Origin of the sequence: Duganella sp. CF402 (assembly GCF_900109645.1) — a bacterium.
In the GTDB taxonomy this organism is placed as follows: Bacteria; Pseudomonadota; Gammaproteobacteria; order Burkholderiales; family Burkholderiaceae_D; genus Rugamonas.
This window is the reverse complement of sequence record NZ_FOBG01000005.1, coordinates 93,579-120,047: the sequence shown is the minus strand read 5'-3', so window position 1 is coordinate 120,047 and position 26,469 is coordinate 93,579. Positions and strand designations below refer to the sequence as shown.

The window sequence follows — 26,469 nt, the reverse complement described above, 5'->3', positions numbered from 1 at the left end:
TGGTTCGCTCTTACTCAAAATACTGACAGTATTTCTTTGTTTGAGCATTTAATGCTTTTGTTGCAGCATCAAACGCCCACATTTATCGACTGTAATTTTTTAAAGATCAGGGTCTTTCTATCTGCTGCGAAGCGTTGTGTTCAGCAGCAGAGGAACGAGATTATGGGGGATGGCGTGCCAGTCGTCAACCCCTCAAGTAAAATACTCACATGTCTATTTTGCTTACCACCCTCAACGCCCGATATACCCACGCTTCGCTGGGCCTTCGCTATCTATTGGCGAATATGGGCGAGCTGCAGGAACAAACCCGCCTGCAGGAATTTGTCATCGGCGCCAAGGCGACCGAGATCGTTGAACGCATCCTGTCGTACGCGCCGAAGATCGTCGGCTTCGGCATCTACATATGGAACGTCGAAGAGACGGCCAAGGTCGTGGCCATGCTCAAGCGCGTGGCGCCGCATGTGACCGTGGTGCTGGGCGGCCCGGAAGTCTCGCACGAGACCAATGAGCAGGAGATCGTCAAGCTGGCCGATTACGTGATTACCGGCTGGGGCGATGTGACCTTCCCTAAACTGTGCGGCGAAATCCTGCGCGGCCCCAAGCCGCTGATGAAAGTGCACGCCGGCGTACAGCCGCCGATGGCCGAGATCAAGCTGCCCTATTCTTTATACAGCGACGACGACATCAAGAACCGCACGCTCTATGTAGAGGCTTCGCGCGGCTGCCCGTTCAAGTGCGAGTTTTGCCTCTCCGCGCTGGACAAGACGGCGTGGCCGTTCGCGCTCGATAGCTTCCTGGCCGAGATGGAGTCGCTGTACCAGCGCGGCGCGCGCCTGTTCAAGTTTGTCGACCGCACCTTCAACCTGAATATCAAGACCAGCCTGAAGATCATGCAGTTCTTCCTCGATAAGCTGGAAGCCAACCCGGACGATCCGGTCTACGCCCACTTCGAGCTGGTGCCCGATCACCTGCCGGATGCGCTGAAAGAAGGCATCGCCAAGTTCCCGCCAGGCGCGCTGCAGTTCGAGATCGGCATCCAGAGCTTCAACCCCGAGGTGCAAACGCTGGTCAGCCGCAAGCAGGATAACCAGAAGGCCGCCGACAATATCCGCTGGCTGACCAAGCAATCGCACGCGCACATGCACGTCGACCTGATCGCCGGCCTGCCCGGTGAAACGGTGGAGAGCTTTGCCGAAGGCTTCAACAAGCTGTGGGCGCTGGAGCCGCACGAGATCCAGTTCGGTATCCTGAAGCGCTTGCGCGGCACGCCGATCATCCGCCACACGCAGGAATTCGGCATGGTGTACGACCCGTATGCGCCGTACACCATCCTGGCCAACAAGGATATCGACTTCAGCACCATGCAACGGCTGGTGCGCTTTGCGCGCTACTGGGATCTGGTGGCGAATTCCGGCCGCTTCGGACATACGCTGCCGGTGCTGCTGGGCGATGCGCCGTTCCAGCGCTTCATGGCGTTCTCGGACTGGCTGTACGCGAACACCGACGCCACCCACCGCATTGCGCTGGAGCGGCTGGTGACGATGGTGTCGCGCTATCTGCAAACGCAGGGCATGGACAAGGCCGACGCCGACGCCCTGCTGGCCAGTGATTACAGCGGCGGCGCCAAGCCCAAGCTGGCCGAAACGCCGGCACCGAAGCGCCAGGCGCGCCGTTTGGCCGCCTGACCACGCATCTACCGAAAGGGAGTCCCGGTATACGCTTTGGTAGCGGCCGGGGCCAAACTCCCTTAAACTTGAGGCATGCCTACCGCTCAAGAGCCCACTCTCACCCTCAATGCCGGCGCCGTCGCTGCGACCGGCACTTGGCAAGTGCACGCGCTGGCTCAGGGCTCGGCGATGTCCACCATCACCACCTTCCTCAAATCACTCAACGGCGACCAGCTGGAATGGGACCTGTCGGCCATCGACAGCATGGACCATATCGGCGCCCAGTTGTTCTGGAATGCCTGGGGCAAGACCCGCCCGGCCAACCTGCAACTGGCGCCTGAACTGGAAGAGTTCTTCAAGCGCCTTGAGACCACCGGCACGCTGGAGCTGCCGCGCGCGCGCCAGAACCGCCTGACGCTGGTGATGAAGCTGGGCTTTGCCATGCTGCTGTTCTTCGAGCACATGGCCGGCCTGCTGCGTTTGATCGGTCAGGTGGTGCTGGACAGTTGGCGCTTCCTGCGCGATCCGCTGCGCGGGCCGTGGAAGGAGATCTCGGCCAATATCTATCACGCGGGCTTCCAGGCGCTGGGCATCACAGCGCTGGTGGGCTTTTTGATCGGCGTGGTGTTCTCCTATCTGTCCGCCCAGCAGCTGCGCAACTTTGGCGGCGATATCTTCCTGGTCAACCTGCTCGGCATGAGCATCATCCGTGAACTGGGACCGCTGCTGGCAGCGATTCTGGTGGCCGGCCGTTCCGGCTCTTCCATCACCGCGCAGCTGGGCGTGATGCGCGTGACCGAGGAATTGGACGCCATGCTGGTGATGGGCATCTCGCACGGCTTCCGCCTGATCATGCCGAAGGTGCTGGCACTGGCCATCGCCATGCCGCTGCTGGTGATCTGGACCGACACCATCGCGCTGATGGGCGGCATGCTGTCGGCCAAGGTGGAATTGAATCTGTCGCCGCAGTACTTCCTGCTCAAGCTACCGGAAGCCGTGCCGCTGGCGAACTACATGATCGGCATCGGCAAGGGCGTGGTGTTCGGCATGCTGATTGCGCTGGTGTCCTGCCACTTTGGTTTGCGCATCAAGCCGAATACGGAGAGCCTCGGACGCGGCACCACCACGTCGGTGGTGACGGCGATTACGGCGGTTATCTTGGCCGACGCGGTATTTGCGATTGTATTTAGCGGCGTGGGGTTCTCCTTATGAGCAGTTGCGACATCGACGGCGAACTGACGCTCGACGGCAGCGTGCCGGTGGTCGAAATCACCGGCCTGTGGACCAAGTACGGCCGCACGGTAGTGCATCAGGATCTGAATCTCGAAATCGAACAGGGCGAAATCATGTCCATCGTCGGCGGCTCGGGCACCGGCAAGACCACGCTGCTGCGCCAGATGCTGGGCCTTGAACGCCCGGCGCGCGGCTGCGTGCGCGTGTTCGGCGAGGACATCAGCGAGATCGATTCCGACCGCCTGCAGGAACTGCGCAATCACTGGGGCATGCTGTTCCAGCAAGGCGCGCTGTATTCGGCGCTGACGGTGTTCGAGAACATCGCCCAGCCGATGCGCGAGCTGCACGTGCTGCCGGAAGAACTGGTGCACGACGCGGTGCTGCTGAAGATGAACATGGTGGGTCTCGGCCCCGAGCATGCCAACAAGATGCCGTCCGACCTGTCGGGCGGCATGGTCAAGCGCGTGGCCCTGGCGCGCGCCCTGGCGCTGGAGCCCAAGCTGCTGTTCCTCGACGAGCCCACCGCCGGTCTTGACCCCGACTTGTCGGAAGCCTTTGTGGCACTGATTAAATCGCTGCACCGTGAACTTGGTTTAACGGTGGTGATGGTCACGCACGATCTCGATACGCTGTTCGCGCTGTCCACCCGCATCGCCGTGCTGGCGGAAAAACATGTGATCGCACTGGGTCCGCTGTGCGATCTGCTGAAAGTCGACCACCCGTTCATCAAGGAGTTCTTCCTTGGCGACCGTGGCCGCCGCGCGCTGGAAGCGCTGGAAGAAAAAACATCAACGGAGCACTGATGGAAAACCGATCCCATGCCCTCACTACCGGCTTCTTCACGATCACGCTGCTGATAGCGGCGATCCTGTACGGCCTTTGGTTCAACCGCGACCGCGTCGAGCGCGTGCCGTACGTGATCGCCACCGCGCAGGCGGTTCCCGGCTTGAACCCGCAAGCGCCGGTGCGCTATCGCGGCCTGGAGGTGGGCCGCGTCGGCGGCATCGCCTTTGATCCCAAAGTGGCCGGACAAATCCTCGTCACGCTGAACATCAACACCGATGCGCCGATTACCACCACCACGTTCGCCGGCCTGGGTTATCAAGGCGTGACCGGCATCGCCTTCATCGCGCTCGATGACGACAAGGTAGGGTCGCCGCTGCTGCCAACGAGCAGCGACCATCCGGCACGTATTCCGCTGCGCCCGGGCCTGTTCGACCAGATCGAAAAGCGCGGCAAGGAGATCCTGACGCAGACCGAGGAAGTGACGCGCCGCCTGAATACGCTGCTCAATGCGGACAACCAGAAGGTCATCCTCGGTGCGTTTGCCGATGTGAGCGAGACAGCGCAGAAGTACCGCGAGCTGCCGGAAAAACTGCAGCCGACCATCGACAAGCTGCCCGCGCTGGCCGACCAGACCCAGAAAACGCTGAATTCGGTGACCGCGCTGGCTACTGACGTCAACAAGCTGACCACCAACCTGCAAGCCAAGGGCGGCCCGATCGATCGCATCACCAATACGGTGGAACGCATCGGCGGCTCGGTGGATGCGGTGGCCGGCGGCATTGAGCTGGACACGCTGCCGCAAGTGAATTCGCTGTCCGACGACACCCGCGCGTCGATGCGCGCGCTGCGCAAGACCATGAACAAGATTAACGACCGTCCGCAAAGCCTGATCTTCGGCGCGCCAGGCACGCCGCCCGGCCCCGGTGAAGAAGGCTTCAACGCCCAGAGCAAATAAGGAACCGAGATGATGACGACCACCATCCGTAACGCCGCCGTCGTAGCCATCGCGTTCGCCTTGGCCGCGTGCGCCAGCAAAGGTTCGCCGACCGCGCAGTATGATTTCGGACCGCTGCCCGCTGCCGCCAGCACCGCCGGCCCGGCGCCGGCCAGCGCCAGCAAGATCGGCGCGATCATCGTGGCCGATGTCAGCGGCCCGGCGGCGCTGGACACCGAGCGCATGCATTACCGCCTGCTGTATTCCGATGCACGTCAATCGCGTCCTTACGCATACAACCAGTGGGTCAGCACCCCGGCGCAGTTGCTCACCCAACGCATGAAAGCGCGCCTGTCGCAGGCCGGCGTGAAGGTGCTGTCGACCACCGATGCCGCCGCCAGCGCCACGGTGCTGCGCATGGAGGTGGAGGATTTCGCGCAGAACTTCGACAGCGCCACCAGCAGCAAGGGCGTGCTGAGTTTGCGCGCCTCGGTGTTCCGCAACCACCAGCTGGTGGACCAGAGGACCTTTAGCGGCAGCGTTGCGGCGCCGAGCGCCGATGCCGCCGGCGGCGCGCGCGCACTGGCCGACGCCAGCGACGCCGTCGCTGCCGACCTGCTCACCTGGCTGGCGGCGCTGCCGCCGTCGAAATGACGGAGAACCTGCCGCCGCAAGACGCAGCGCGCGAAGCCGCGCCTGCGCCTACGGCGGATGCGCAAGCCGCACCGGGCGCCGAGACTGCCAGCTCCGCCACCTCCGCCCGGCCGCCGATCGCGCCAATGAGCAAGACCTCGCCCATCACGCGCGCGGCGCTGCTGGCTTACCTGCTGCTGATCGTCTACGCCAGCTGGTTCCCGTTCTCCGGCTGGCACAACCAAGGCCTGTCGCCGCTGATCTTCCTCGAGACGACCAGCATGCCGCGCTACTGGACCAAGTTCGACGCCATCATCAACATCATCGGCTACATCCCGTTCGGCACGCTGATCGCCTACGCGCTGTACCCGCGCGTCAAAGGCATCCTGGCGCTGCTGATCACCGCCGCCGCCGGCCTGCTGGTGTCCGGCACGATGGAGGCGGTGCAGACCTACCTGCCCAGCCGCGTCTCCTCCAACCTGGACTTCTACACCAACGCCGCCGGCTGCGCCATCGGCGGCCTGATCGGCGTGCTGACGGTGCGCCGCCTGCTCGACCAAAGCCAGCTGCAGCGCCTGCGCCAGGCCTGGTTCGCGCCGCATGCCAGCCAGGGCCTGGTGCTGCTGGCCCTGTGGCCGCTGGCGCAAATCTACCCGCAAAACTTCCTGTACGGCCTGGGCCAGCTGTTGCCCATCCTGTCCGAATGGCTGTCGCAGCTGCTGGACATGGAGATCGATCTCGCCAGCTTCGTGCGCCCCGACGTCGACCTGACGGTGGAGCAATACTGGCTGTCCGAAACCATCATCACCGCCTGCGGCATGGTGGGCGCCGGCCTGACCCTGCTGTGCCTGATGCGCAAGCCCTCGCCGCGCGGGCTGCTGGTGGGGCTGATGATCGCCGCCTCGGTGATCGTGAAAGCGCTGGCCTCGGCCCTGCTGTTCGCGCCCGAGAATGCTTTCGTCTGGATCACCCCCGGCGCCCAGGGCGGCTTCCTGATCGGCGCCATCATGCTGGCCGGCCTGGCCTACGCGCCGCATGTGGCGCAGCGGCGGCTGGCCGTGACCACCCTGCTGCTGGGCCTGGTCATCATCAACACCACCCCGGCCAACCCGTATTTCGTGGCCACTTTGCAAACATGGGTGCAGGGCAAATTCCTGAATTTCAACGGCGCGGCCCAGTTCCTGTCGCTGATGTGGCCGTTCTTTGCGGTCTGGTTCCTGTGGCTCCCGGCCCACAAGCTAAACGCGGCCAAGGTATCATAGCGGCTACGACTTTAAAGAGGCACCGCCATGAGCGACAACCAATACTTCAAGCACCACGTCTTCTTCTGCATGAACAAGCGTGACGACGGCCGCAACAGCTGCGGCGACCACGGCGCCGAAACCGCCCAAAAGCACGCCAAGAAGCGCTGCAAGGAACTCAACCTGAACGGCGCCGGCAAGGTGCGCATCAACCAGGCCGGCTGCCTCGACCGCTGCGAGGAAGGCCCGGTGATGGTGGTCTATCCGGAAGGCACCTGGTACACCTACGTCGACACCAGCGACATCGATGAAATCATCGACAGCCATCTGGTCAACGGCAAGGTTGTGGAACGTCTGAAAATCTGAGAACTATGAACAAGAGCGAAAAATTCACCCTGGCCGGCGGCGCCGGCCAAATGGAAGGCGTGATCGATTACCCGGCGGACGACGCCGCGCCGCGCGGCGTGGCGCTGGTGGCGCACCCGCATCCGCTGTACGGCGGCACGATGGACAACAAGGTGGCCGTGACCCTGATGCGCACCTTCGTCAACCTCGGCTACGTGGTGGCGCGCATTAACTTCCGCGGCGTCGGCAAATCGGAGGGCGTACATGACCACGGCCAGGGCGAAACCGACGACATGGCCATCCTGCATGCGTGGATGACCGAAAAATTCCCCGGCCTGCCGGTGGCGCTGTCGGGCTTCTCGTTCGGCACCTATGTCCAGACCCACCTGGCGCAGCGCCTGGCCGCCGCCGGCACGCCGGCCGAGCGCCTGGTGCTGGTCGGCGCGGCCGCCAAGAAATGGCAGATGGCCGACATCCCGGCGGACACCATCCTGATCCACGGCGAGAACGACGACACCATCCCGCTGATCGACGTGCTGGACTGGCTGCGCCCGCAGGATATCCCGGTGATCGTGATCCCCGGCGCCGACCACTTCTTCCACCGCAAGCTCGGCCACATCAAGAGCTGGGTCACGCAATTGTGGGGCGGCAGCGGCTTAACCGACGCTGAAACGGACACCGCAAACGCGGACTAAGCAACTATAATCATCGGGCTTTTAACTTTTACCACCAGATCACATGAAGAAAATTATCGCGGCACTGGCCACCAGTGTGATGTTGATGACCTCGGCCGTGGCGCAGACGCTGCCGGCCCCGACCATCGCCGCCAAATCCTGGCTGCTGCTGGACGCCACCAGCGGCCAGATCATCGCCTCGCAGGATCCGAACGCCCGCATTGAGCCGGCCTCGCTGACCAAGATCATGACCGCCTACGTGACCTTCGGCGCGCTGCGCGACAAGAAGATCGCGCTGAACCAGATGGTCAACGTCTCGACCAAGGCGTGGAAAGTGGACTCCTCCAGCTCGAAGATGTTCATCGACCCGGCCACCCCGGTCAGCATCAACGACCTGCTGTACGGCCTGATGGTGCAGTCGGGTAACGACGCCGCCGTGGCGCTGGCCGAAGCCGTTGCCGGCGACGAGTCCGCCTTCGTGGTGCTGATGAACAAGGAAGCCCAGCGCCTGGGCCTGACCTCGACCCACTTCGCCAACCCGCACGGCCTGCCGTCGCCGGAAAACTACTCGACCGCGCAAGACCTGTCGCAGCTGGCGCAGCACGTGATCAAGGACTTCCCGGAGTTCTACAAGATTGATTCGGTGAAGACCTTCACCTACAACAAGATCACCCAGCCGAACCGCAACCGCCTGCTGTGGCTGGACCCGACCGTGGACGGCATGAAAACCGGCCACACCGAGGCGGCCGGCTACTGCATGATCGCCTCGGCCAAGCGTCCGAACGGCAGCGGCGAGCGCCGCCTGATCTCGGTGGTGCTGGGCACTTCGTCGGACCAGGTGCGTACCCAGGAAAGCCAGAAGCTGCTGAACTGGGGCTTCCAGAACTTCGACACGGTCAAGCTGTACTCGAAAGGCCAGCCGATCGCCACGCCGGAGATCTGGAAAGGTTCGAAGAACGCCGTCAAGATCGGCTTCGCGCAGGACGTGATGGTGACCGTGCCGAAGGGGGTGGCGGGCAAGATGAAACCGGCGCTGGAGCGCAAGGATCCGCTGGTCGCCCCGCTGGCAGAGAACAGCCGCGTCGGCACCCTGAAGATGGTGGTGGACGGCAAGCCGATGCTGGAACTCCCAGTCGTGGCGCTGGAGACCGTGGAGCAAGCCTCGATCTTCGGCCGCGCCTGGGATTCGATCCGTCTGTGGTTGAAGTAACGCGTCGTTCCGGCGCAGGCCGGAACCCATAGAACGCCGAGCTCGGACGCTCAGCATGGACCGCAGCGGCGGACCGCCCGCCTGCGCCGGGAGTCATTTCGCCCAGTGGGCGGAATGACGCTAGTCGGCGCCGGTCTGTTGCATCGATTCCTGCGCCCACTGGAAGGCGGCCTGTCCCACTTGCGGCAGGCCGTCGATATCAATCTCCAGCGTTGCCGCAATGTCCAACGCGCGGTCGACCTTGTCCCGCTCCAGCAGCAGCACCATCGTCAGATACGGGCCATAAGCGCCCTCTTTCCCCAGCAGCACATCGCGGATATCGTCCGACAAATGCATCTTGCCGACCAGGTTAGCCATCGGCACGCTCAACAACACATCGAACAGCGACAGCAAGCCGACCAGGAACAACTCATCGCGCTTGGCCTGCGGCAGCTTGCTGCACGTCTCGAGGAAGCGCGCACGCGTCAGCGCCACTTCCAGCAGCGATTCATCGCGCTCCTTGTTGGCGCCGCCGCCGAGGCGGAACATCGACACCGTCAGGCCGCGATACAGCTGGTTGCGGCCCAGCACCATGAACGCCTGCTGCAGGCTGGTGACCTTGGTGGTCTGGCCGCTGCCCGGCGCGTTCGCCCATTGCAGCACCTGGTAAGTCATGCCCGGATCGCGCTTGGCGACTTCGATCATGGCCGGCAATTCGGCATCGGTGCGCAGCAGGTTAAGCAGCTCGATCGACGTCATGCGGCTTTGATCGATCTTGGCGTCCGGATCCACCTTGTCGGTGGTGGTCAGGAAATGCCCCATGAAATAGTTGGCGCCCCACGACGCACACATGCGCTGCTCGTCCCAGGACTCGACACCGTCCACCACCAGCTTGAGGTCGGGATAGCGCAGGCGCAACTGCTTGGACAGGGTCTGGAACTCGGCCAGCGTGTGCTCCTGCAGGTGCAGCAGCACCACGTCGCACTTGGCCAGCAGCGGCGCATCGTCGGCATCGAGCGAGACGCCGCGCAGCGCCACCTTGCAGCCGGTTTCGCGCAAGGCCGCGATGCGGCCGGCGATCTGGTCGACCGGCAGGTTGGCTGTCTTGCGATCCAGCAGGAACACCGTGTACGGCGCCACCAGCGGCAGGTGGCGGTTGAACACCACCGCGTCCATCGTGATCTGCACCAGGGCGACGCGCTTTTGCGCGAAGTCGGTGATATGGCCGGCCACCAGCGCATCGATCATGGCCTGCTCGGGCAGCGGCGCGTTGAAACGGTAGCCGCACAGGCGATGACGCTCGTCGACGATCTCGACACGCGTGATCACAGCATCGGCAGCCGGGGCAGACGGAGGCGGTGCAGCGGGCGCAGCAGTTGGCGCGCTGGCGGGTGTGGCTTGAGGTTCCGGCTTCGATTTCAGAAACGATAACAATCCCACTTGATCCCTCCGTTGAGTCAGCATACGTCCTGATCATACTATAATTCCTGCCTCTCACTTAACCTGGAAAGATGCCGATGACCGACCTGACCTGCCCCTCCCTCGTGACCTACCAAGGCGGCCTGACGCTGTCGCGCATCGTGGCCGGGATGTGGCGCATGAATGAATGGAACCTGACGCCCCAGCAGCGGGTGGAATGGATCGAGCAGGCGCTGGCGTTGGGCGTGACCAGTTTCGACCACGCCGATATCTACGGCGGCTATGGCGTGGAAGCCACGTTCGGCGCAGCGCTGGCGCTGCAGCCTTCGCTGCGCGACAAAATGCAGATCGTCAGCAAGTGCGGCATCAAGCTGGTGAACGCGGCGCGCCCGGAGCACACCATCCAGCACTATGACACCAGCGCCAGCCACATCATCGCCTCGGCCGAGAATTCGCTGCGCCAGCTGGGCACCGACCACCTCGACCTGCTGCTGATCCACCGCCCGGATCCGCTGATGAATTTCGATGAAATCGCCGGCGCGTTCCAGAAATTGAAAGCTGATGGCAAGGTCAAGCACTTCGGCGTGTCCAACTTCACTCGCCATCAATTTGAAAGCCTGAACCGCCGCATTCCGCTGGCCACCAACCAGGTGGAGTTCTCGCCGCTGCACGTGGCGCCGATGTTCGACGAAACCTTCGACGGCCTGCAAGACCTGGGCGTGGCGCCGATGATCTGGTCGCCGCTGGCGGGCGGCCGCCTGTTCAGCAGCGACGACGCGGCCGGCGTGCGCGTGCGCGGCGTGATCCAGAAGGTCGCCGACGAGTTGCAGCGCCCGTTCGGCGCGGTAGTGTTTGCGTGGATTATGCAGCTGCCAAGCCGCCCGGTGCCGTTGACCGGTTCGGGCCGCATTGCAGCAGTAAAAGAAGCGGTGGAAGCGACCCAGTTCAGCCTGAGCCGCAGCCAGTGGTTTGAGATCCTGCGCGCGGCCCGTGGCCACGAGGTAGCTTAAACTGCGAGCTTAATCCTCGTAGACGACCGGCGGGGCGACGCCCGTCCAGCCGGTCCTCCACGCCGCGTTCAGCGCCAGCGTCAGGCCGATGTAGAAGGCAAAGAACAGCACGAAGTACACCGCTTGCAGCCAGGCCAGCAGGCCGAGGTTAATCAGCAATACCACCAGCGCAGTCCAGCTTTTCTTTTGCTTGGAACTCGGGAAGCGCACGGTCGACACCATCAGCGTACCCACCACGAACAGCAGCAGCACCACCCACACGCCTTGCAACACGGTAGCCGCCGGCTCCGGCCACGCCACCACCACTGAAGCCACACAGGCCGCGCCGGCCGTGATCGGCATGCCGACAAAGTAGCGCGGGTCGGTGCGGCCCACATTCACATTGAAGCGCGCCAGCCGCAGCGCGCCGCACGCGACAAAGAAGAAGCTGGCCATGCCGCCCAAGCGCAGCAGGGTCGGATGCTCGAGTCCCAGTTGCTGGAAGCCCCAGCAATACAGCAGCAAGCCCGGCGCGCAGCCGAAGTTCATCACATCCGCAATCGAATCGAGCTGCATGCCGAAGTCGGACTGGGTGTTGGTGGCGCGCGCCACCATGCCGTCCAGCGCGTCGAACACGCCGGCCAGCACCAGCAGCACGGCCGCCAGGCGGTAGTCGTGCGCCGCGCCGATCAACGCGTTGTCGACCGAAATGACGATACTGCCAAAGCCGCAAGCGATCGACATCAGGGTGACCATGCTGGGCAAGGCAAACTTGGCGCGCTGCATGCGCGGATGGTGTAAAGGCTTCAAAACTGGTGCATCCCGAAAAAATAGACGGCAAGCTTACCATGTGTAACGGGTGCGGCGGTTTTGAAATCCGGCATAGAATTTACCCATCATGAAGAAATCGCGCATTCTCCCCGCAGCGTTGCTGTGTGCCCTGCTGGCCGCCTGTGGCGGTGGCAGCGACAGCACCAGCAACAGCGGACCGGTCATCACGCCGCCCACGCAAGAGCCGGGCGCGCCCACGCTCACGGGCAATACCGCCACCGACGGCTACAACTGGTTCAACTACCGGCGCAACCAGGTCGGCCTGACCACCCTCGCCCGCAACAGCCTGATCGATGTGGCGGCGCAGGGGCATTCAGACTACCAGCGCCTGAACCGCACCATCACCCACGAGCAAACGCCCGGCCAGCCCGGCTTTACCGGCGTGGCGCTGACCAACCGCCTGCTCGCCGCCGGCTACACGCTGAGCGGCTCCTATTCGGCCGGCGAAGTGATTTCCGCCACCACCAGCGGCTCCGGCTTCTACCAGGCCGAGGAACTGATTGCCGCCATCTACCACCGCTTCGTGATCTTCGAGCCGGTGTTCAAGGAAATCGGCACCGGCGCGGCCAGCGTGAGCGGCGGCTACACCTATTTCACCGCCGACTTCGCGGCCGTGAACGGTTTGAGCGGACTGGGCGAGGGACGCCTGGCCGTCTACCCGGTAGCCAATCAAACCAATGTGGCGCTGAATTTCTTCAGCGACAACGAAGCGCCCGATCCGGTACCGGACCGCAACGAAGTCGGCTACCCGATCAGCGTGCACGCCGACTACGGCCGCACGGTACTGGTGCGCAGCTTTACGGTCACGCCGCGCGGCGGCACGGCGCTCGAGACCCGCCTGCTGAGCTATGCCAACGGCACCAGCAACGACAGCAGCAGCGCCGCCGCCATCGTGCCGCTGGCGCCCTTGCGCAGCGCCACCACCTACGACGTCAGCTTCAACGGCGCGGTGGGCGGCGTGGATGTCAGCCGCAGCTGGTCGTTCAGCACCAAATAAAAGCCGCAGGTGTTGCACGAATTTAACTGTTCATTGTCACACTGTCTGCTATCGTAGCGTCTATGATGACCCTGCCCAGCCCGCCAGAACCTGTCGAAGGCCACGTCCTGCAAGTGGAGACCGGCTTGCAGCAGCTGATGGGCGACCGCGAGCTCTACCTGCAAATCCTGCGCCGCTTCCGCCAGCGCTATCCGGACAGCGGCTGCGAGGCGCGCACGGCGCTGGACAACGGCGAGCCGGGCCACGGCCAGCGCATCGTCCACACCCTCAAGGGCGCGGCCGGCATGATCGGCGCGCAACAAGTGTATTTGCTGGCGTCCCGGCTGGAACCGCTGTGCGCGGGACCGGCGCCCGGCTGGTCGGCGCCGCTGGCGCAACTGGAACTGGCGCTGCGCGCGCTGATCACGGCCATTGACGACATCCTCGACGGCGATCCGCAACAAATGCTGGCGGTGCCGGCCGACCATCCCGGCGCACGCGCGCACGTGCCGGAAACCCGCATGCTGTTGCTGCATCTGGCGCGCCTGCTGGACGAGGGCGACGGCGCGGCGATCGACGTGCTGGAGCAATCGGCGACGGTGCTGGCGGCGAGCCTGGGAGTGGAAGTATTTCAGGAAGTGACGGAAGCGGCGCACCAGTTCGACTTTGAGGCGGCGCTGGCGACCTTGCAGGCGGCGATGGCCTGAGCGGCCTTAGCGGGTGTATTCCTTTTCTTCGTCGAACGCGTCGGCGCATTCCTTGTCGCAGAAGCGGCGCACATTATCGAGCGGTTTTTCACAGTACCAGCACGAGCCCTTGGGCGGCAGCATCTGGCGCGTCCGCGCTGGCGGCGCCGGCGTCGCGGCGCTGGGGGGCGGCATGCCGGCGCCGTCGTCGGGAAGACTCTCTTGTATCGGTTCCACGCTGCACTCCTTTCCAGGCCACGCTAGGTCAGTTGCAAGATTACTTCAGCGGAATAGCCGCAAGCATGAGATTTCTCAACGGTTGCCTGAAACGGCATACCCATTTGCGACAAACAATAATAGCAGGATAAATGCGACGCCCGCTGAGGCTACAGTCGGGGAAATATTTTTCAATGAAAAAGCGAGTTACGATAGTGCAGCAAGCCGCGTGGCTGCCCTTATAATCTGGACACGTTTTCAATTCCATCAGGAAAGCACGCATGACTGAATCCGCTTCTGTACCGCACCAACTGTCCGCGCGCGTGCTCGGGCTGGCCCAGCTGGGCATGATCGTCATCGATGCCGATATGCACATCGTCATGTGGAACCAGTGGATGGCCAGCCGTTCCGGCAAGTCGGCACACCGGGTGCTGGGGCAGGACTTGTTCGACCTGTACGGCGAACTGCGCGGCCAGCGGCTGGAACAGGCGGTGCTGAGCGCGCTGCAGAGCAACCTGCCGCAGACCCTGTCGCCGTCGCTGAACCCGTCGCCGTTCCCGCTGTACCCGGCCGGCAGCTGGGGCGGCGAGCGCGTCGAGCAGGCGGTGTCGGTGACGCCGTTCAACGAAGGCAAGGAACGCTTCTGCCTGATCGAAGTGAGCGACATCAGCACCATCGTCGGCCGCGAGCGCCAGCTGCGCAGCCAGGCCGAAGCGCTGCGCGCGCAATCGTATGTGGACGGCCTGACCGGCATCGCCAACCGCCGCCACTTCGACGTCGCGCTCGACCGCGAACTGCGGCGCGCCCAGCGCAACGACGGCCAGCTGTCGCTGCTGCTGATGGACATCGATTCCTTCAAAGCCTACAACGACCACTTCGGCCACCAGCAAGGCGACGCCTGCCTGACCCTGGTGGCGGAAGCCTTCGCCTCCATGCTGCAGCGTCCGGCCGACCTGGCGGCGCGCTATGGCGGCGAGGAATTCGCGGCCGTGCTGCCGGACACCAGCGGCGAGCAGGCGGCGCAGCTGGCCGAAACCATCCGCGCCAAAATCGCCTCGCTCAACATCAGCCACGCACCGGCGGCGACGCGGCCGCACGTCACCATGAGCATCGGCGTGGCCACCTTCGACAAAGACCGGCTGAACGAAGGCGCCGCCATGCTGGCCGCCGCCGACAGCTGCCTGTACGCCGCCAAGAAAGCCGGGCGCGACTGCGTCATCGTTTATCGTCACCAACAGGAGAATGCAGCATGAAGTTACGCAGTACCTTGATTCTGGCAGCCATGCTGGCCGCGCCGCTGGCCCACGCCGCGACCGGTGTGTGCACGGGCAAAGCCCCGTCCGGCGAACTGAGCGCCACCCGCATCGCCGCCGCCAACAGCACCCGCAGCGAGCCGGGCTTGTACGAGGGGCCGGTGTGGATCAAGGATGCGCTGTACTTCTCCGACTTCACGTTTGGGCCGGGCTTCCCGTCGCGCATTCTCAAGCTGGACGCCAGCGGCAAAGTCAGCACCGTGATCGACGACAGCGGCAGCAACGGCCTGGCGACTGATGGCAAGGGCAACCTGATCGCCGGCACGCACAAGTGGAAATCGGTATCGCGCTACACGCTGGACGGCAAGCGCAGCGACGTGGTGAGCCAGTTCAACGGCAACGTCTTCAACTCGCCGAATGACCTGGCACTGGCTGCGGATGGTACCTTGTACTTCAGCGATCCCGACTTCCAGCGCGACGCCGCGCCGGGCGGGCAGGAAAAGACCCGCGTGTACCGCGTGGCGACCGATGGCAAAGTGACGGTGGTGGACGATACGCTGAAGAATCCGAATGGCGTATCGCTGTCGCCGAAGGGTGACGTGCTGTACGTGAACGGCATGGTGGGCGAGCACGGCGTACTGCGTGCGTATGCCATCGTGAACGGCGTGCCGCAGCAGGGCAAGACGCTGGTGGACAAACTGGGCATCCCGGACGGCATGGCGGTCGACTGCCACGGCAACATCTACGTCACCGAGCACACCGACAAGCGCCTGCGCGTATTCACGCCGGCCGGCAAGCAAATCGCCACGATCAAAGTCGACGCCAACGTAACAAACGCCGCATTCGGCGGCGCCGACGGCAAGACCCTCTACATCACCGGCGCCGGCGCCGTCTGGCAACTCAAACTCGACGTCACCGGCTCGCCCTACTAATTCAGGGTCAGCTCTGTCATTTGGACACGCGCGCAACACCTTTGATGCATCTCAATACGGGATGCGTCAATTTCAGAACGAATTACCATCGACAGTGATCAGGGCGCTCCACGATCGGACGCGGCGCGTCTTGAGGTACCTCAAGCTTGTGGCGCGCGTGTCCAAATGACAGAGCTGACCCTGAATTTATTTGCCGATGCAGAAGCGGCTGAAGATGACGCCTAGCAGGTCGTCGGAGGAGAAGGCGCCGGTGATGCTCGACAGTTGAACTTGCGCCAGCCGCAGTTCTTCCGCGAACAGGTCCAGCGACTGGTCGTTCTGCGCCGCGTGTTCGCCAGCCCGCGCCAGATGGGCGCCGGCGTTTTTCAGTGCGATCAGGTGGCGCTCGCGCGCCAGGTACAGCGATTCGCCAGTCTGCTGCCAGCCGGCGATGCGCAGCAGTTCCTGGCGCAGCAGGTCAATCCCGATGTGCTCGTGCGCCGACAGGTAGATGTGGGTCGCCTCGTCCATCTGGTCCACCGCCGGCTTGTGGCCCGACAGGTCGATCTTGTTCCAGATGCGCAGCACCGGCACGCCTTGCGGGAAGGCTTCCATGATGTTTTCATCCGAACGCGACGGGCCGTGGTCGGCATCCAGCAGGTGCAGGATGACGTCGGCCTTGCCCACTTCGGTCCAGGTGCGCTCGATGCCGATGCGCTCGACCACGTCGCTCGCCTCTTCCGGCGCGCGGATGCCGGCGGTGTCGATGATGTTGAGCGGGATGCCTTCGATCTGGATGGTCTCGGTCACTTTGTCGCGCGTGGTGCCGGCGATCGGCGTGACGATCGCCACGTCATTCCCCGCCAGCGCATTCAGCAGCGAGGATTTGCCGACGTTCGGCTGGCCTACCAGCACCACGTTCAGGCCTTCGCGCAGCAAGGCGCCCTGCGCCGCCTGCTTGAACACTTGCTCCAGTGCGTCGACGATGCCTTTCAGTTGGCCGCGCGCGTCGGATTTTTCCAGGAAGTCGATTTCTTCTTCCGGGAAGTCCAGCGTGGCTTCCACCAGCATGCGCAGGTTGGTGACACTGCCCACCAGCTTGTTCACGGTATTCGAGAACGCGCCCGACAGCGATTGCGAGGCCGACTTGGCCGCCGCTTCGGTCGATGCATCGATCAGGTCGGCCACGGCCTCGGCTTGCGCCAGGTCGAGCTTGTCATTGAGGTAGGCGCGGCGCGTGAATTCGCCCGGCTCGGCCAGCCGCAAGCCGCTCTCGGCACCGGCTTCCAGCACCCGCGCCAGCAGCATTTGCAGCACGATGGGGCCGCCGTGGCCTTGCAGTTCCAGCACATCTTCCCCGGTGTACGAATGCGGTCCCTTGAACCAGATGGCAATGCCTTGGTCGATCACGCTGCCATCGGCCTGCTTGAACGGGATGTAGGTGGCGTGGCGCGGCTGCAGCGCGATGTCGCCGAACAGCGTTGCAATCAGCGGCTTCAGGTTTTTGCCGGAGGCGCGCACCACGCCGATGCCGCCGCGTCCCGGTGCGGTGGCGATGGCGGCGATAGGGGAAGAGTCGATATTCATAACATCAATTGTATTCAATAAAAAAAGCCCGCGATCAACGCGGGCTTTGTCAGGCGTCAGGCCTTGGCGGGCTCTACCGCACCAAATTTTTTCGAAATCACATACTGCTGCGCAATCGACAGCACGTTGTTCACGACCCAGTACAGCACCAGGCCGGACGGGAAGAAGAAGAACATCACCGAGAACGCCAGCGGCATGAACAGCATCATCTTCGCTTGCATCGGATCGGCCGGCGCCGGATTCAGCTTGGTGGTGATGTACATCGAGATCGCGTACAGCACCGGCAGGATCGCATACGGGTCATGCTGCGCCAGGTCGGTGATCCAGCCGATCCACGGCGCGCCGCGAATTTCCACCGCCGACTGCAGCACGTAGTACAGCGCGATGAACACCGGCATCTGCACCAGGATCGGCAGGCAGCCGCCCAGCGGATTGATCTTCTCGGCCTTGTACAGTTCCATCGTGGCCTGGTTCATCTTGGCCGGGTCGCCTTTGTAGCGCTCGCGGATGGCTTGCATCTTCGGCGTCACCAGCTTGACCTTGGCCATGCTGCGGTAGCCAGCGGCCGACAGCGGGAAGAACAGCAGCTTGATCAGGATGGTGAAGGCGATAATCGTCCAGCCCCAGTTGCCCAGCACGCCGTGGATGTGTTCGATCACCCAGAACATCGGCTTGGCGATCATGGCCAGCCAGCCGTAGTCGCGCACCAGTTCCAGGCCGTGCGACACTGGCTCCAGCAGCGAGGTTTCCTGCGGACCCGAGAACAGCTTGGCGTCGTTGGTCACGGTCGCGCCCGGCGCGATGGTGCCCAGCGGCTGCTTGACGCTGATGCCGTACAGGTTGGTATCGATCTTGGTGGTCTCGATTTCATGCATCAGCTTAGGCTGCGGCACGAAGGCGGAGACGAAGAAGTGCTGCGAAATCGCGATCCAGCCGTTATCAGCCTTGGTGGCGTGGTCTTGCAGCATCGGCTTGCCGGTCTTGGCGGCTTCCTGTGCGGCTTTTTCCAGCTTTTCAAACTGCAGCTTTTCGTAGTGCTTCTCTTCGGTGTACAGCGTAGGACCGGTGTAGCTGCTGTTGAAGAACGAGTCGCCGGCCGGCTTGTTGCCGTCGTGCGCCAGTTGCAGGTACAGGGTCGGCGACACTGGCGCGGTGCCGGTGTTGGTCACGTCGTGACGCACATCGACCACGTAGTCGCCGCGCTTGAAGGTGAAGGTCTTGGTCAGCTTGACGCCGCCCGCTTCCGATTCCAGCACCAGTTGCACCTGGTTGGCGTCGTTCAGCATGCGCGGGCCAGGCTTGGCCACGAAGCCGGTGGTGTGATTAGGCAGGCCAGCGCCGATCAGGCCGGTGCGGCCCAGATAGGTCTTGCCGGTGCCGGCATCGACGTCGAACAGCACCACGTTCTTGCTGTTGTCGCCCGGCTTGCACCAGTCGAACAGGCCGAAGCAGCCGCCGAACCAGCCTGGGTGGCCGTTTTCTTTGTACTTCAGCAGTTCCAGACGACGGATCACGCCGCCCTGGGTGTCGATATCGGCACGCACCACATCGGTGGTGATGGTGATGCGCTCGGCCTTGAACGGCGCCACATCAGCTGCGGCAGCGGCGGCACCAGCTCCCGGCACGGCGGCGGCAGCGCCGGCAGCGGCCGGCACATCGGATTTCTTCGCCTCAGGCGCCTTGGCCGTCTGCGCCGGCGGCGGCGCAAACATCGATGGATGGCCGTTGGAGATCTGCCAGTTGTTCCACAGAACAAACAGCGACACCGCAAACACGATCCACAAGATGGTACGTTTATTGATATCCATTATTTCAATCAGGAGTGGTTGCAACCGCAAGCGGTTGTAGAAGAATTCGATTTGGCCGGAGGGACCGGGTCATGCCCGCCCGCATTCCACGGATGGCAGCGACACACGCGCTTGACCGCCAGCAGGCTGCCCTTGGCGGCGCCGTGCACTTGCAGCGCTTCCAGCGCATAGTTCGAGCAGCTCGGATGAAAACGGCAGCTCGGCGTCATCATCGGGCTGATGGCCAGTTGATAAAAGCGCAGCAGGAAGCGGAGCACGGTTTTCATGGCGACCTATCTGGAGGCGGCGACGATGAAGGCAAGGCCGGCTTGGCCGACAATTTGACTTGCGCGGCGAACAGACGTGCCAATTCCACCCGCAAGGCTGCTTTCAGCTTTGCAGTGGTGGCAGGTCCAGCCTTGCTGTTGACCGGCTTGGCCAGGCGCACCAGGCAATCGATGGGCGGCAGGCCAGTCTGGCGGAACAGTTCGCGGGTGACGCGCTTGATCGTGTTGCGGGTGACGGCACGCGGCGCAAAGCGCTTGGCCACCACGACGCCCAGCCGCGCATGCGGCAGTTGATTCAGACGGGTGTACAGCACGAAGTGCGCGCTTTTTTGGCTAGGGCGCAAACGAAAAACGGATGAAAATTCATCCGTTTTAACGATACGCCGAGCGCGCGCGAAGTCGTGTGAACCTTCGCCTGTCGAGCCGCTGTTGATGCAGCTGTCCACGCGATCAGCTAACAAGTGACTAGCTTATACAGCCAGACGCTTGCGGCCTTTGGCGCGGCGTGCGTTCAGCACTTGGCGGCCACCACGGGTAGCCATACGTGCGCGGAAGCCGTGGGTACGCTTACGGCGTACAACGGAAGGTTGGTAAGTACGTTTCATGTTGGTCTCGCTTAAAGCAGAAAAAAATGCAAAATCGGGTCAGACGGCCCGTCAGTTTTTGGTGCCAATGACACTTCGCGCACCCATGCCAACGCTATCCGGCACAAGCTGGGTCCATCTCATCGCCCGCTAAATCCTCGCTACTCCATATTGATATCCATGTGAAGAAACAAGGAATACGGGCGGGGAACCCTGAATTATCAGCATTTCGGCCCCGCTTGTCAACAACTGGCTGGCCCGGATTGCCGTGCCGGCCAGGCCCCCGGCGCGAAAAAATCCTGTTTCGCCTGTGGATAACTGTAGCGAGCGAGAGTAGAATAGCGCGTTACGTGTGAAAAACTTCAAAGTTGCCCACACCCTTATACAAGCAAGAACAAAGATACGTTTCATGGAAAATTTCTGGCAGACCTGCTCCGCCCAGCTGGAGCTGGAGCTGACGCCGCAACAATTCAGCGCCTGGATCAAGCCGCTTATCCCCATCGATTACGAGGCGGGTAAGTTGCGCGTGGCCGCGCCCAACCGCTTCAAGCTGGACTGGGTGAAGACCCAGTTCGCCAGCCGCATCACCGCGCTGGCCTGCCAGTACTGGGAGCAGCCGACCGAGGTGCAGTTCATCCTCGACCCGCGCCTGTCCGCGCCGAAGAAAGCCACGACCACCGCGCCGGTGCCGGACCACAATGGCGGCGCCCCGAGCAATAATGCCCGGATGGCAATGGCCGACCCGGCGCCTTCGGTGCCGGAACTGCCGGCCTCGGCCCCGCCGCGCCGCGAGCAAAGCAAGATCAACACCGACCTGACCTTCGACAGCTTCGTCACCGGTAAGGCCAACCAGCTGGCGCGCGCCGCTGCGATTCAAGTGGCCAACAATCCGGGCGTGTCGTACAACCCGCTGTTCTTCTACGGCGGCGTCGGCCTGGGTAAGACCCACTTGATCCACGCGATCGGCAACCAGGTGATGGCCGACCAGCCAGGCGCCCGCATCCGCTACATCCACGCCGAGCAGTACGTGCGCGACGTGGTGACCGCCTACCAGCGCAAGGGCTTCGACGACTTCAAGCATTACTACCACTCGCTGGACATGCTGCTGATCGACGATATTCAATTCTTCGGCGGCAAAAGCCGCACGCAGGAAGAATTCTTCTACGCGTTTGAAGCGCTGATCGCGGCCAAGAAGCAGATCATCATCACTTCGGATACCTATCCGAAAGAGATCACCGGCATGGATGACCGCCTGATCTCGCGCTTCGACTCCGGCCTGACGGTGGCAATCGAGCCGCCGGAGCTGGAGATGCGCGTGGCGATTCTGCTCAAGAAAGCGAAACAAGAAGGCGTGACCTTCTCCGACGACGTCGCCTTCTTCGTGGCCAAGCACCTGCGCTCCAACGTGCGCGAGCTGGAAGGCGCGCTGCGCAAGATTCTGGCGTACTCGCGTTTCCACGGCAAAGACATCACGATCGACATCGTGAAAGAAGCGCTGAAGGATTTGCTGTCGGTGCAGAACCGCCAGATCAGCGTGGAAAACATCCAGAAGACCGTGGCCGACTTCTTCAACATCAAAGTCGCGGACATGTACTCGAAGCGCCGGCCGGCCAACATCGCCCGCCCGCGCCAGATCGCCATGTACCTGGCCAAGGAGCTGACGCAGAAATCGCTGCCGGAAATCGGCGAGCTGTTCGGCGGCCGCGACCACACCACGGTGCTGCACGCGGTGCGCAAGATTGCCCTGGACAGAACCAAAAATCCGGAATGCAACCACGAGCTGCACGTGCTGGAACAAACGCTCAAGGGCTAGCTTGAGGCAGGCTTTGGCTTTATCATTTAGTCAAACCTGTCCGGCTGCTCACAAGGCAAAAGTACTAAAAAAACATCTTTAAATTTTTACTGAGGATAATCTATGCAATTGGTCAAAACCACCCGAGATACGCTACTCCGGCCACTGCAGATCGTGAGCGGTATTGTCGAGCGTCGGCACACTATGCCGATTCTGGCCAATATCCTCATCCGCAAAGAGGGCGAGAGCGTATCCTTCCTGTCGACCGACACCGAAGTCCAGATCACCACCAACGCCGAAATCGGCTCCGGTGCGGAAGTGACCGGCACCACCGTGGCCGCGCGCAAGCTGCTCGACATCTTGCGCGCGCTGCCGGAATCGGGCGACGTCACCATCACCCTGCAAAACAAGCGCCTGGCGGTGCAATCGGGTAAATCGCGCTTCGCGCTGCAAACCCTGGCCGCCGAAGAGTTCCCGACCGTGCAGCAAGCCGACAGCTACAGCGCCTCGGTCACCCTGCCGCAGAAAACCCTGAAGCACCTGTTCAACATGGTGCACTTCTCGATGGCGCAGCAGGACATCCGCTACTACCTGAACGGCCTGCTGCTGGTCCTGGACGGCAACAACGTGATCGCCGTGGCCACCGACGGCCACCGCCTGGCCTTCTGCCAGGTGGAGACCGAGCAAACCTTCGCGCGCCAGGAAGTCATCATCCCGCGCAAGACCATCATCGAACTGCAGCGCCTGCTGGAAGAAAACGACGAGCCGGTACAACTGGACATCGCCGCCAACCAGGTCAAGCTGACCTTTGCCGACATCGAGCTGATCTCGAAGCTGGTGGAAGGCAAGTTCCCGGATTACACCCGCGTGATCCCGAAGGGCTACAAAAACGAATTCACCATCGGCCGCGATGAACTGCTGCGCTCGCTGCAACGCGCTGCCATCATGACCAGCGACAAATTCAAAGGCGTGCGCTGCATCATCACGCCGGGCAGCATGAAGATCAGCTCCACCAATGCCGACCAGGAAGAGGCCGTGGAAGAACTGGAAATCGACTACGGCGGCGACAGCGTCGACATCGGCTTCAACGTCACCTACCTGCTGGACGTGCTGAACAACCTCAAATGCGACCAGGTCAACGTCGCGCTGGGCGACTCCAATTCGTCGGCGCTGATCTCGATCCCGGAAAATGCCGACTTCAAATACGTCGTCATGCCGATGCGCATTTAACCCCGTCGCCCCGGCGCAGGCCGGGGCCCAATGAAAAGCATGCTCCGCATGGATTGGATCCCGGCCTTCGCCGGGATGACGTCCCAGTAATACACGTTATATTGATTGAGAAAGCAGCACATGTCCGAAGAGAATGCAGTCCCAGCGGTAAAGAGCGAAGAATACGGCGCGGCCTCGATTCAAATCCTTGAAGGCCTGGAAGCAGTCCGCAAACGTCCCGGCATGTACATCGGCGACACCTCGGACGGCACCGGCCTGCACCACCTGGTGTTCGAAGTGCTGGACAACTCGATTGATGAATCGCTGGCCGGCCACTGCACCGAGATCCACGTCACCATCCACTCGGACAACTCGATCTCGATTACCGACAACGGCCGCGGCATTCCGGTCGGCCTGAAAATGGACGACAAGCACGAGCCGAAGCGCTCGGCGGCCGAGATCGTGCTGACCGAGCTGCACGCCGGCGGCAAGTTCGACCAGAACTCGTACAAGGTATCGGGCGGCCTGCACGGCGTGGGCGTATCGTGCGTGAACGCACTGTCCAAACTGCTGCGCGTGACCATCCGCCGCGACGGCAAAGTGCACCAGATGGAATTCGTGCGCGGCGTGGCACAGAACCGCGAAATCGAAATGCGCGACGGCGTGGCCGTCTCGCCAATCAAGGTCATCGGCGAAACCGAAAAGCGCGGCACCGACGTCCACTTCTGGGCCGACGAAGAAATCTTCACCCACGTCGAATTCCACTACGAGATCCTGGCCAAGCGTATCCGCGAACTGTCGTTCCTGAATAACGGCGTCAGCATCAAGCTGAGCGACCAGCGCACCGGCAAGGAAGAACTGTTCGCGTTCGAAGGCGGCACCCGCGGCTTCGTGGAATACATCAACAAAGCCAAGACCGTGCTGCACCCGACCGTGTTCCAGGCCACCGGCGAGCGCCAGTCGGACCAGAACACCACCATTACCGTGGACGTCTCCATGCAATGGAACGACGCCTACAACGAACAGGTGCTGTGCTTCACCAACAACATCCCGCAGCGCGACGGCGGCACCCACCTGACTGGCCTGCGCGCGGCGATGACCCGCGTCATCAACAAATACATCGACGAGAACGACTTCGCCAAGAAAGCGAAAGTGGAAGTCTCCGGCGACGACATGCGCGAAGGCCTGACCTGCGTGCTGTCGGTGAAAGTGCCTGAGCCGAAATTCTCGTCGCAGACCAAGGACAAGCTGGTGTCGTCCGAAGTGCGCGGCCCGGTGGAAGAGATCGTCGCCAAGACGCTGTCCGACTACCTGATGGAAAAGCCGAACGACGCCAAGATCATCTGCGGCAAAATCGTCGAAGCAGCGCGTGCGCGCGAAGCAGCCCGCAAGGCACGCGACCTGACCCGCCGTAAAGGCGTGATGGACGGCCTGGGCCTGTCGTCGAAACTGGCGGACTGCCAGGAACGCGACCCGGCGCTGTGCGAACTGTACATCGTCGAGGGTGACTCAGCAGGCGGCTCGGCCAAGCAAGGCCGCGACCGTAAATTCCAGGCCATCCTGCCGCTGCGCGGTAAGGTGCTGAACGTGGAAAAAGCGCGCTTCGAGAAAATGCTGTCGTCGGAACAGATCACCACCCTGATCGCCACGCTCGGCACCTCGATCGGCCCGGACGAATTCAACGTTGAAAAACTGCGCTACCACCGCATCATCATCATGACCGATGCGGACGTCGACGGCGCCCACATCCGCACCCTGCTGCTGACCCTGTTCTATCGCCAGATGCCTGAGCTGGTGGAACGCGGCCACATCTACATCGCGCAACCGCCGTTGTACAAAGTCAAGGCCGGCCGCGACGAGCGCTACCTGAAGGACGATGCGGAAGAAGCGACCTACATGATGAACGTGGCGCTCAACACCGCCGTGCTGACCCCGCGCGAAGGCGCCGAGCCGATCATGGGCGAAGCGCTGAGCGAGCTGGTGCGCCAGTTCAACCTGTCCAACGTCATCATGACGCGCCTGACCCGCGTGATCGACCGCGCCGCGCTGACCGCCATCATGACCGGCGTGACGCTGGACATGAGCACGCTGGAAGCCTCGGAAGCCTCGGCCCGCGCGCTGGAGACGAACATCAACGACATCGCCGTCAAAGTCAGCGTGCGTTCGGACGAGCTCAACGAGAAGCACCAGCTGTGGATCGAGCGCATGCACCACGGTAACGTCAAAGTCAGCTCGATCGACGCCGACTTCGTCGAAAGCGCCGACTACCGCGTGCTGGCCGAAGCGGCCGCCACCTTTACCGGCCTGATCGGCCCAGGCGCCTACGTGCGCCGCGGCGAAGGCGAGCGCACCAAGGAATCCGCCGTGACCGACTTCCACCAGGCGATGCAGTGGCTGCGTGACGAATCGGAACGCGTGGTGTCTAAACAGCGCTACAAAGGTCTGGGCGAGATGAACCCGGAACAGCTGTGGGAAACCACCATGGACCCGACCGTTCGCCGCCTGCTGAAAGTGCAGATCGAAGATGCGATTGCAGCGGACCAGATCTTCACCACGCTGATGGGTGATGATGTTGAGCCGCGCCGGGCGTTCATTGAGACCAATGCGCTGCGTGCAGGTAACATCGACGTCTAAATTTTAGTTTGCACGCGTAGGGCGCCAGAGTAATTGCAACTGGCGCCACAATTCTGCGACTAAAAGCCGCTAGTTAATGCAACTTGCCTATTGTTTTCGCTAGACCGGAACGCAAAGAGCCATGCTGAGTTATTGAATAACCAATGGCCAATGGTGTGAGGATTGAAAATCCTTGTGTCGGTGGTTCGATTCCGCCCCGGGCCACCAAGAATAAGCTTTAAAATCAAAGAGTTACGCGCAGTGGCACGTAACTCTTTTTTACGCCCTTAGTAAAGGTAGCCTATAGGTAGGATACCTTGCCCATGCCGTGGGAATGATCGCCTCCACCATGCGAGCACCGGCCTGCGCGACACGAATGCAGCGGCCACTCCAACACAGTGACACCCCAGACATTTTTCTCGGGTTCATTGCCGCTATCAAAGCAGGGGGCGTAAAAATTCCCCCCAGTTTTTCCAAAATTTTACCTTTGAATTTGCGTGGTGATGCTACTGGCACTCGGTGATATGCGACGCAGCTAAGTAGTGGCCTCATCCAAGATTTAGAATGTCTCGCTCCATCCCACAAGTCAAAAACATTCCAAATCAAATCAAGTAACAATAGCAATGA

The 26,469-nt window shown here is 62.4% G+C and carries 25 protein-coding genes; 17 read left to right on the top strand and 8 right to left on the bottom strand.

The genetic code is table 11. The features are described 5' to 3' along the window. Positions 1–209 precede the first annotated feature (209 nt). From BMZ70_RS26925 to BMZ70_RS26885, 9 genes are all read left to right on the top strand, one after another. A complete protein-coding gene (locus BMZ70_RS26925; RefSeq protein ID WP_092281369.1) occupies positions 210–1,685 on the top strand; it encodes a B12-binding domain-containing radical SAM protein in 1,476 nt (491 codons plus the stop codon). Between the two features lie 75 nt (positions 1,686–1,760). Then, complete coding sequence (locus tag BMZ70_RS26920; protein ID WP_092281367.1) at positions 1,761–2,879, top strand: MlaE family ABC transporter permease; 1,119 nt, start codon at positions 1,761–1,763, stop codon at positions 2,877–2,879. Next, a complete protein-coding gene (locus BMZ70_RS26915) occupies positions 2,876–3,703 on the top strand; it encodes an ABC transporter ATP-binding protein (protein ID WP_092281365.1) in 828 nt (275 codons plus the stop codon). Before BMZ70_RS26920 ends, BMZ70_RS26915 begins: the two co-directional genes overlap by 4 nt. After that, complete coding sequence (locus BMZ70_RS26910; protein WP_092281363.1) at positions 3,703–4,641, top strand: MlaD family protein; 939 nt, start codon at positions 3,703–3,705, stop codon at positions 4,639–4,641. The genes BMZ70_RS26915 and BMZ70_RS26910 overlap by 1 nt, the downstream gene beginning before the upstream one ends. A gap of 9 nt (positions 4,642–4,650) precedes the next feature. Beyond that, a complete protein-coding gene (locus tag BMZ70_RS26905; RefSeq protein WP_307184483.1) occupies positions 4,651–5,274 on the top strand; it encodes an ABC-type transport auxiliary lipoprotein family protein in 624 nt (207 codons plus the stop codon). 125 nt (positions 5,275–5,399) lie between these two features. After that, complete coding sequence (locus BMZ70_RS26900) at positions 5,400–6,515, top strand: VanZ family protein (protein WP_092281389.1); 1,116 nt, start codon at positions 5,400–5,402, stop codon at positions 6,513–6,515. Positions 6,516–6,542: 27 nt separating this feature from the next. Then, a complete protein-coding gene (locus BMZ70_RS26895) occupies positions 6,543–6,860 on the top strand; it encodes a (2Fe-2S) ferredoxin domain-containing protein (protein ID WP_092281361.1) in 318 nt (105 codons plus the stop codon). A 5-nt stretch (positions 6,861–6,865) separates the two neighbouring features. Beyond that, positions 6,866–7,534, top strand: coding sequence for an alpha/beta hydrolase (locus BMZ70_RS26890; protein ID WP_092281359.1), 669 nt, complete (start codon positions 6,866–6,868; stop codon positions 7,532–7,534). A gap of 43 nt (positions 7,535–7,577) precedes the next feature. Next, positions 7,578–8,723, top strand: coding sequence for a D-alanyl-D-alanine carboxypeptidase family protein (locus BMZ70_RS26885; RefSeq protein WP_092281357.1), 1,146 nt, complete (start codon positions 7,578–7,580; stop codon positions 8,721–8,723). A 120-nt stretch (positions 8,724–8,843) separates the two neighbouring features. On the opposite strand, the gene BMZ70_RS26880 is transcribed toward BMZ70_RS26885, so the two are convergent. Then, positions 8,844–10,031, bottom strand: coding sequence for an EAL and HDOD domain-containing protein (locus BMZ70_RS26880; RefSeq protein ID WP_229205613.1), 1,188 nt, complete (start codon positions 10,029–10,031; stop codon positions 8,844–8,846). A 182-nt stretch (positions 10,032–10,213) separates the two neighbouring features. On the opposite strand from BMZ70_RS26880, the gene BMZ70_RS26875 reads away from it, so the two are divergent. Further along, the gene (locus tag BMZ70_RS26875; protein ID WP_092281353.1) at positions 10,214–11,131 is read left to right on the top strand and encodes an aldo/keto reductase; all 918 of its coding nucleotides are present in this window, start codon (positions 10,214–10,216) and stop codon (positions 11,129–11,131) included. A 9-nt stretch (positions 11,132–11,140) separates the two neighbouring features. Here BMZ70_RS26875 and pssA read toward each other — a convergent pair whose 3' ends face one another. Beyond that, on the bottom strand, positions 11,141–11,896 hold the full coding sequence (pssA, locus tag BMZ70_RS26870; RefSeq protein ID WP_092281351.1) for a CDP-diacylglycerol--serine O-phosphatidyltransferase: 756 nt from the start codon (positions 11,894–11,896) through the stop codon (positions 11,141–11,143). Between the two features lie 112 nt (positions 11,897–12,008). Here pssA and BMZ70_RS26865 point away from each other — a divergent pair, with 112 nt between their 5' ends. Together BMZ70_RS26865 and BMZ70_RS26860 are read left to right on the top strand one after the other, a co-directional pair. After that, positions 12,009–12,938: a CAP domain-containing protein gene (locus BMZ70_RS26865; RefSeq protein ID WP_092281349.1), complete on the top strand. Its 930-nt coding sequence runs from the start codon at positions 12,009–12,011 to the stop codon at positions 12,936–12,938. Positions 12,939–13,000: 62 nt separating this feature from the next. Beyond that, positions 13,001–13,624 carry an Hpt domain-containing protein gene (locus BMZ70_RS26860; protein WP_229205612.1) on the top strand — a complete coding sequence of 208 codons (624 nt, stop codon included), beginning with the start codon at positions 13,001–13,003 and terminating at the stop codon, positions 13,622–13,624. Between the two features lie 6 nt (positions 13,625–13,630). Here BMZ70_RS26860 and BMZ70_RS26855 read toward each other — a convergent pair whose 3' ends face one another. Next, positions 13,631–13,840 carry a hypothetical protein gene (locus BMZ70_RS26855; protein ID WP_092281347.1) on the bottom strand — a complete coding sequence of 70 codons (210 nt, stop codon included), beginning with the start codon at positions 13,838–13,840 and terminating at the stop codon, positions 13,631–13,633. A gap of 260 nt (positions 13,841–14,100) precedes the next feature. On the opposite strand from BMZ70_RS26855, the gene BMZ70_RS26850 reads away from it, so the two are divergent. Beyond that, positions 14,101–15,072 carry a sensor domain-containing diguanylate cyclase gene (locus BMZ70_RS26850; protein WP_092281345.1) on the top strand — a complete coding sequence of 324 codons (972 nt, stop codon included), beginning with the start codon at positions 14,101–14,103 and terminating at the stop codon, positions 15,070–15,072. Next, positions 15,069–16,004 (top strand): SMP-30/gluconolactonase/LRE family protein, encoded by a 936-nt coding sequence (locus BMZ70_RS26845; protein ID WP_092281343.1) that lies wholly within the window; start codon positions 15,069–15,071, stop codon positions 16,002–16,004. The genes BMZ70_RS26850 and BMZ70_RS26845 overlap by 4 nt, the downstream gene beginning before the upstream one ends. 186 nt (positions 16,005–16,190) lie before the next feature. Here BMZ70_RS26845 and mnmE read toward each other — a convergent pair whose 3' ends face one another. Genes mnmE through rpmH form a run of 5 tightly spaced genes read right to left on the bottom strand, consistent with a single transcriptional unit; the run spans position 16,191 to position 20,249 of the window. Beyond that, positions 16,191–17,570 carry a tRNA uridine-5-carboxymethylaminomethyl(34) synthesis GTPase MnmE gene (mnmE, locus tag BMZ70_RS26840; protein ID WP_092281341.1) on the bottom strand — a complete coding sequence of 460 codons (1,380 nt, stop codon included), beginning with the start codon at positions 17,568–17,570 and terminating at the stop codon, positions 16,191–16,193. A 56-nt stretch (positions 17,571–17,626) separates the two neighbouring features. Then, on the bottom strand, positions 17,627–19,378 hold the full coding sequence (gene yidC, locus BMZ70_RS26835) for a membrane protein insertase YidC (RefSeq protein ID WP_092281339.1): 1,752 nt from the start codon (positions 19,376–19,378) through the stop codon (positions 17,627–17,629). Between the two features lie 8 nt (positions 19,379–19,386). Further along, a complete protein-coding gene (gene yidD, locus BMZ70_RS26830; RefSeq protein ID WP_092281337.1) occupies positions 19,387–19,644 on the bottom strand; it encodes a membrane protein insertion efficiency factor YidD in 258 nt (85 codons plus the stop codon). Then, positions 19,641–20,078, bottom strand: coding sequence for a ribonuclease P protein component (gene rnpA, locus BMZ70_RS26825; RefSeq protein WP_092281385.1), 438 nt, complete (start codon positions 20,076–20,078; stop codon positions 19,641–19,643). Before rnpA ends, yidD begins: the two co-directional genes overlap by 4 nt. Before the next feature lie 36 nt (positions 20,079–20,114). Then, positions 20,115–20,249, bottom strand: a complete 135-nt coding sequence (gene rpmH / locus BMZ70_RS26820; RefSeq protein ID WP_040378179.1) for a 50S ribosomal protein L34 — start codon at positions 20,247–20,249, stop codon at positions 20,115–20,117. Between the two features lie 388 nt (positions 20,250–20,637). Here rpmH and dnaA point away from each other — a divergent pair, with 388 nt between their 5' ends. From dnaA to gyrB, 3 genes are all read left to right on the top strand, one after another. Next, positions 20,638–22,041, top strand: a complete 1,404-nt coding sequence (gene dnaA, locus BMZ70_RS26815) for a chromosomal replication initiator protein DnaA (RefSeq protein ID WP_092281335.1) — start codon at positions 20,638–20,640, stop codon at positions 22,039–22,041. Between the two features lie 102 nt (positions 22,042–22,143). Then, the gene (gene dnaN / locus BMZ70_RS26810) at positions 22,144–23,250 is read left to right on the top strand and encodes a DNA polymerase III subunit beta (RefSeq protein WP_092281333.1); all 1,107 of its coding nucleotides are present in this window, start codon (positions 22,144–22,146) and stop codon (positions 23,248–23,250) included. 120 nt (positions 23,251–23,370) lie between these two features. Further along, positions 23,371–25,863: a DNA topoisomerase (ATP-hydrolyzing) subunit B gene (gene gyrB, locus BMZ70_RS26805; RefSeq protein WP_092281331.1), complete on the top strand. Its 2,493-nt coding sequence runs from the start codon at positions 23,371–23,373 to the stop codon at positions 25,861–25,863. Positions 25,864–26,469: the final 606 nt, after the last annotated feature.